At 60.9% G+C, this 6,396-nt stretch carries 7 protein-coding genes; all 7 read right to left on the minus strand.

Going from position 1 to position 6,396, the window contains the following annotated elements; all coding sequences use genetic code 11:
* Positions 1–111 precede the first annotated feature (111 nt).
* Positions 112–633 carry a tetratricopeptide repeat protein gene (locus tag GPA25_RS13300; RefSeq protein ID WP_169260880.1) on the minus strand — a complete coding sequence of 174 codons (522 nt, stop codon included), beginning with the start codon at positions 631–633 and terminating at the stop codon, positions 112–114.
* Between the two features lie 38 nt (positions 634–671).
* On the minus strand, positions 672–1,994 hold the full coding sequence (locus GPA25_RS13305; RefSeq protein ID WP_169260881.1) for a hypothetical protein: 1,323 nt from the start codon (positions 1,992–1,994) through the stop codon (positions 672–674).
* Positions 1,994–2,806, minus strand: coding sequence for a cytochrome c biogenesis protein CcsA (gene ccsA / locus GPA25_RS13310; protein ID WP_169260882.1), 813 nt, complete (start codon positions 2,804–2,806; stop codon positions 1,994–1,996). The genes GPA25_RS13305 and ccsA overlap by 1 nt, the downstream gene beginning before the upstream one ends.
* Before the next feature lie 2 nt (positions 2,807–2,808).
* Complete coding sequence (locus tag GPA25_RS13315) at positions 2,809–3,846, minus strand: cytochrome c biogenesis ResB family protein (protein ID WP_343034927.1); 1,038 nt, start codon at positions 3,844–3,846, stop codon at positions 2,809–2,811.
* Positions 3,847–3,876: 30 nt separating this feature from the next.
* Positions 3,877–4,968, minus strand: a complete 1,092-nt coding sequence (locus GPA25_RS13320) for a 6-bladed beta-propeller (protein WP_246265666.1) — start codon at positions 4,966–4,968, stop codon at positions 3,877–3,879.
* Positions 4,965–5,960, minus strand: coding sequence for an NHL repeat-containing protein (locus GPA25_RS13325; RefSeq protein ID WP_425486391.1), 996 nt, complete (start codon positions 5,958–5,960; stop codon positions 4,965–4,967). Before GPA25_RS13325 ends, GPA25_RS13320 begins: the two co-directional genes overlap by 4 nt.
* Positions 5,932–6,396, minus strand: a 465-nt coding sequence (locus tag GPA25_RS13330; protein WP_343034928.1) for a c(7)-type cytochrome triheme domain-containing protein, incomplete at its 5' end; no start/stop codon positions are given. The genes GPA25_RS13325 and GPA25_RS13330, both read right to left, overlap by 29 nt.

Genomic DNA, 6,396 nt, shown 5'->3' on the forward strand with positions numbered 1-6,396 from the left:
AGAATTCTCAAATATAGGAAGGTGCGCGGATGTCCTGCACCCATATGTGCGACTGTCAAATTCCGAACGGAAGCCTTATCGCGGTCGATCGGCGAGGAACCCACGCGTGACTCATTGCTCACCATGCGCCTGCTCGAGTTTTGCGGATTCCGGCCTTGTCGTGCCGGTGCGCCATTCCCACAATGCGGACTCGGCACGGGCGCGGAAGGGGTCGTCGGCGGCAGCACGGTGGAGATAGGTTTGCATTGCACCCATTGCTCCGGGCATGTCGCCTTGTCCTTCAAGAGCGATCGCAAGACCGTAATAGGCATTCATCTGGTCGCGCCGCAGTTCGATCGCTGATTCGAAGAAATCTCGCGCGCCTCGCCATTGTTTGAGTCCGAGCAGCGCAAAACCCATATTGACGTGGGCTTCAGGCAATTTTGGCTCGAGCGCGAGCACTTGATGGAAGGCCGTAAGGGCAAATTCATACTGTTTCATGTGCAGCATCATCACGCCTTGCTCAAAACGCGTGCGGAGCTCGCCCGAATTCGTGGCGTTGAGGGACGGCGTGCGTGTAGGCATGGTGAAGACATCGGCAAAGCGCAGGCGCGCTTGTGCAGGCGTCGGCGGCGCCGGCGTCTCCCACGTCAATAGCGCGCCGAGTGCCAGTGTCGCAAAGGTGGTAATGATTAGCGCACGGCGGCGAACGTCGACGCGACTGCGGGGGGCTCGGGGCTTGAACTCTGCTGCGGGCGTGTTTTGCATAGACGTACGATCCGGGGCGCTGCAATGGTCACGAAAAGGCCGACGCCGATGATGGTCACGGCACCGCCAGCCCCGGTCAGCGCCGCGGCCAAGATGGAAGGCAGGTCGGCGCCTTCGGCGCTGAACGCCATCTTGCGCGGAGCGCCGAGCGTTCCGCTCCACGCCAGGCCGGAGATTAGCGCGATGATCCCGCCCGCGTATAGCATCAGTGGCCGGCGGCTGGGTTCCGGCGTTGCGTGAGCATGGGCGACTGGAGTTACCCGGGCAAGTACCGCGGCCATCAGGGCCAGCGTGAAGGCGCCGATTGTACCGTGATAGTGAGCGGGAATCATGGTGGTTTGGTTGTCGATGGCTGCTCCGGCGACGATGCCGATGACGAAGAGCGCGATCGAGGCGGCAAAGCCGTCTGCGCGCAGGACAGCGCGGCCACCGCGCAGCAAGATGAGTCCGAAAAACAAAGGCGCGGGCCAGTTGGCCCAGCGCATGAGTTGAGTATGGAAGGCATGCAGGGCGCCCTGATCGAACAACTCTGTAATCTGTAGCAGGGGCGCAAGCGTCGCCGGCGCTGAGGCGGCGGCAAAAAGCGCTATGGCGAGAGGGGCGGGTGGCGGCCGTGCGCCGGCTCGCTCGGCAAGGCGTAACCATATCGCCATCAGCAGCGTAACGAAGCCGAACTGCAACACATGGCCAGTTCCCCACAGTGCATCGATCAGTGGCGCTTCGTGCTGCAGGTTGAGCAGCAGGTAGACGCTGCCCATGAAGAAGGGCCAGCGGGCGATCATGAAACCCCATTCGGCCGTGTCGCGCGGGCGAGTAAATGAAATCATTGCGGTGGCCAGGCCACCTGCGGCAAAGGATGCAAGCGACCCGACGAATATGGCGTTCTGGAGATAGGGGACGTAATTCGCGAGGATTGGTGTTCCGGGTGCGGCAAAACCGGTCGCGATCACACCGAGTGCGCCTGCGCCGGCAACGAAGAATGCAGCCATTGCGGTGACGCGACGGCGTTCGGGAAGCGCTTCAGTCCACAGCGCCCCGGCCATGGACAGATACCAGATCAAAGTCGCGAGATTGACATGAACCACGAGCGCGCGGGGAAAGATGTCGGGCGCGACGAGAGTGGTCAATACCGGTGTGCGGGCCAGGACCAGTACGAGCGCAGCGAGCGCGGACAAACCGAGGGACGAGACTGCGAGAAGAAGCCAGTATTGCGATACCGTCGGCAGAGGTTGAGTCGCTGCGGCCATTACACGGCTCCCTGGTGTGGTGTCATCGACACGAAGGGGACACCGAAAAAAGTGAGGAAGGCTGTGACAAACACAGTCAGGATCATCGCGGCATGGACGGGGGGCGAAATGCGGAACGCCAGTCGAGCGTGGATCGTGAACGCGACGGTGAGCCAAGTGATGAAAGCCCAGGTTTCAAGGGGGTCCCAGTCCCAGTAGCGACCCCATGCGTCCTGCGCCCATATCGCGCCGGCGATCAGCATCAGGGTGTGGAAGATCAGGCCGATGGCCATGCAGCGAAATGCCAACTCATCCAGCTGCGGGCTGGGAGGTAGCTGGCCGAGCCGCCGTATGCCGAATCCGAAGTGGCGCAAGATGATTACGCAGGACAAACCGACCGCCACCAGGACCGCTCCGAGGAACACCTTGCCGAGGCCGATGTGGATGTACAGCCAGGGCGTGTTGTAGGTTGGCGGATAATGTCCTTCGCCCGGGTGGGTTACCATCAGCCATCCAAGCATGATGAACATCAGCGGCATCACTATGGCAGCGGATGCGCGGATGCGCGGAATCCGCCAGTAAGCGACGGTGTAGGCGACCATCAGGCTCCAGACGTTGGAGTTCAAGATCTCGAACATGGTGATGAAGGGGCCGTGGCCGAGACGCTCCCAGCGCAGGCCGATCGATGCGGCTTGCAGTGCCAGCCCGGCAAACATCAGTGTGAGTACGCTTCGCTCCGGGCGTTTGCCAAGCACGACGCCAATCACTGCCGTGATCCCCGCGAGCACGTAGGTGACGATTGCTGCCCAAAGTAACTGCAATTCCTGTTCCATTACTAGGCATCCCAAGGCTTTGCCGCGAATTTCTGCCAAAAGTGGCAACCCATGCTGATGACCGCTACGGCACAGGCGGCAAGCAGCCATGGTAGCGTCCAGTCGTAAAATACCCGGTAGCCCATCCAACTGCGCAGGCCCTCGAACCTGAGCGTGCCGTCATTCAACGAGAGGGTGTCGCCACTACGCATTTCGTGACGCTCGTTGCCGACGCGCACGACGAGCTTGTATTTTTCCGGCAGGCGAAATGTGGAGTGCTCCTCCCGGTCCAGCAGGACTTCATCGATGTCGAGCATCACCCAGACGGATACTTCGCTTCCCGGGGGGGTCCATTCGAGCGCCTGGCTATACTCATGCATGGGATAGGGGGGGAGCTGCACAGATCCAAAAACTGCTGTTCCGTCAGCGCCCTGCCAGCGAAACGTTGGCGCGAACCCCTTGTTGAACGTCGTGTAAAAGCGGTAGCCAGCGATCACAAGCGGCTCCTGGTCGCCGATCACACTACGTTGACTGCGGCCGGTTGCATCGCGCCAGGCAACGTCGTTGCGGGTCGCGCCGCGCTGCAGCCCGGGAGCGTATTCGATGGTAAAGCCGTTGTTGACGAAGCTCACCGAAGATAGCTTGCCGTTGTGCCAGGGCCCCCGTTCGACCTCGGCAAGGACACCCTCAAAGTTCGTGCCCTCGGTGACCCCGGCATGTCCCTTCAAATATGTGAGCCGACCTGCTGCGACCAGTAATAGCAATGCGACAAGACTAAGGTGGAACACCAGCAGGGCTGTTTGGCGGCGAAATACGCCGTTTGTCGCGATGGCTGAAAGCAGGTTGACTGCGAGCAAACCCAACGGGATGACCATTGGCCACGTTCGTGCGCCTTCCTGCCGGAGCGCGAGTATCGTCCCGATAGCGAGAAGCGCGATCAGCCACAGCGTCAGACGAAGCGACGCGAGTCGGCGCAATAATGAAATGTGGGTTCTGCGTTCGATCGACTCGAGTTGCGTGTTTTCGCGCTCGATTGCTTCTGCGAGATCCTGCTGCGTCACACCGTCTCCATGCTGCCAAGCCAGGGGCTGTTATTCGCCGTCCGCTTTCGCCCCACCGAGATACTGGAAGACGGTAATGCGACCGTTAAAAGTGTCGGCGACGAACACGCGGTTGAACGGATCGACCCATACGCCGGAGGGGAGGTAAAACTTGCCCGTACTCTGCCCGACGCCACCGATGGGCATCAAGAATTCCCCGGCTTCGTTGAAGATGAGCAGATTGTCGAAATAAGACTCGACGATGTAGATATTGTTCTCGCTGTCTGCGGCAACTCCCTTCGGTCTCACGAGGTTGCCGTAGTACAGCCCACGCTGGCCGACGACTTGTGGTTTGCCACCCCCGAGCGGCAGGACCTGCACACGGTTGTTCATCGTGTCAGTCACATAAAGCTTGCCCCCAGCGATTGCAAGGTGGGTCGGGAAGTTGAATTCTCCTGGCGCTTCGCCACGCTCGCCGACGATTCGCTCCAGGCGGCCATCTTCGTTGAATACTTTTATGTCATGGGCGTAGGTGTCGGCGACGTAGAGTTCACCGTTGGCCGGATCGCGTGCGAGACCCGTGGGGCGTTGCAGTACGCCGGCTCCGATCGGTGCCAAAGCATTGCCGTTCGCATCAAGATGGGCGACGATCTGCAGCTCGGCGTCCGCTACCCATACTCCACCTGCTCGTGCCGGGGCGATGCCGATCGGGGCAATGAATTGGCGCAAACCCACCGCGCGGTCCCAGATCTTCAGTTCACCAGCCGGTTCGTCGAACACGAACACTGCGGCGCGGCTGACGTCGGTGACAAAGATCCGTCCGGCTCCATCACCGACGACCGATTGCGGACGCTGCAGCACATTCGGTTTTTCCTCGTCGAACAGACCGACCACCCACGCCAGGAATGCGACAACTCCACGGGTGTTGTCTTCGCGGACGAAATTTTCTTCTCCGGTTAGTTGTCCCGCAAACTGGTAGCGCGGGATCTCGGGTTCGGGCGGCCACATGATGCGCTTGCCTTCCGGGGCGTCGGAGAGTCCGTAATGCAAACGGGCCGGCGTGGACTGCGTTGCGCAGCCGCTCAAGGCTGCTGCGACGGCGGCCAGCAGGCAGGCGAAAAAAAACGGGACACTGCGTTTCAAGGGGTTCTCCGTGACGGGGGAAGAATCGCGAAAATGCCGATGCGTCCGCCGGGGCCGTCCGCGACATACGCGAGGAAACGATCGATCGAAATTGCGGTGAGGTTGCTCAGGCCAAGCTGGGTCGCGGGAATCGCCCCGACAATCTGGCCATTGGCGAATACTTTCAATCGGTGATCTCCGCGGTCCAATACCCACGCGCGACCGTACGTGTCTACCGCGAGATCGACTGGTGTTGCCAATCCGCCCTCGCCGAAACGCCCTATAACAGCCCCATCCTCGTCGAACTCTATGACACAACGGCAGCGCGGATCGATCCCGTAGATATTATTGGGCCCGGCGGCAAGCAGTGTGGCCGCAGACAAGTCATCACCGAAACCATCGCCACGACCAGCAAGCGGTTCGCTCATTCGTCCCGACGGATGGAAGGCAAATACTCCGCCCGCCGCATCCGATATCCACACCCGGTTCAGCGTCGGCTCCACGATCAGGTCTGCGGGTTGGAGAATTTCATATTTCGAGGCAAAAGTCGCCAGTCTCCGCCCGTCGCGCGCCAAGCGCTCGACCTCGCCACGGTCGGGACGTAATACGTAAACGCTGCCATCGGGTCCCGTTTTCAGTCGCACCCCGGCGAATGGGGGAAGCTCGCGCAGTTGGGTCACTGATTGGCTGACCGTGTCGATGCGTAGCAGTGTTCGTTGCCCGCTGTCGGCGACGTACAGGTCGGGACCGTGCGCTGCAAGTGCCGAAGGGTACGCCAGCTTGATGTACGGGCCGGTGGGCGGGCGGCCAGGCTCAATGGCGGCGGGCGATGAGAATCCGCCCACGATATAGCCGTTGGGCGCGAGCAGATTCCCCGCGCCGGAGGCAGCCGCATCCCGATTTTGAAGAGGGGGAGCCGCTTCCGCGCACAGTGTCACAACGGCACAAAGTGCCGTGAGGAGCCGTCGCCAGCATTCCAATTGCTTACCAGCGGCCAGGGCCAAGGGTCTCATGTCCACCAAAAATCCCAGGAGGAAGACCTGCCTTGCCGGAGTGGCACAGGTCGCAGTTTTCGACTGACCAAGCGGTCTCGCCATCGTGACACATCCCGCAGAAGCGGCCGTCAATGATGTCGTTCATCTTTATCTGATTCGCTCCCGCGCGCATCTTGAAGCCGAGCTCGAAGTGGCAAACCTTGCAGCGAAAGCGTATGCGGTGAAACCAGTGCGGGAATATCACCGGCCGCATGCCTTCCTTTTCGGCAAACCGATTCAATACCACATCGCCGTACTCGGCCGGAGCCTCCGCAGGCAGGAGTGACAAGCTGGTCAAAAGCATCAACGATGCCAAGCCCCGAGCTGGCGAGAGCTGGCGGGGTTTTCGCCTTGCCGCGGGGCTCATTTCATTTTCTCTTTCTTTGAGGGCGACGGGGGCGTCGGTGCAGGTGGG

The sequence above is a fragment of the Aromatoleum diolicum genome (assembly GCF_012910955.1).
GTDB classification, from domain to species: Bacteria; Pseudomonadota; Gammaproteobacteria; order Burkholderiales; family Rhodocyclaceae; genus Aromatoleum; species Aromatoleum diolicum.

Bases quoted from the DNA above. Each gene is read 5' to 3' on its own strand.
- GPA25_RS13305 (WP_169260881.1), bottom strand. From the start codon at position 1,994: ATGGCCGCAGCGACTCAACCTCTGCCGACGGTATCGCAATACTGGCTT.
- ccsA (WP_169260882.1), bottom strand. From the start codon at position 2,806: ATGGAACAGGAATTGCAGTTACTTTGGGCAGCAATCGTCACCTACGTG.
- GPA25_RS13325 (WP_425486391.1), bottom strand. From the start codon at position 5,960: ATGAGACCCTTGGCCCTGGCCGCTGGTAAGCAATTGGAATGCTGGCGA.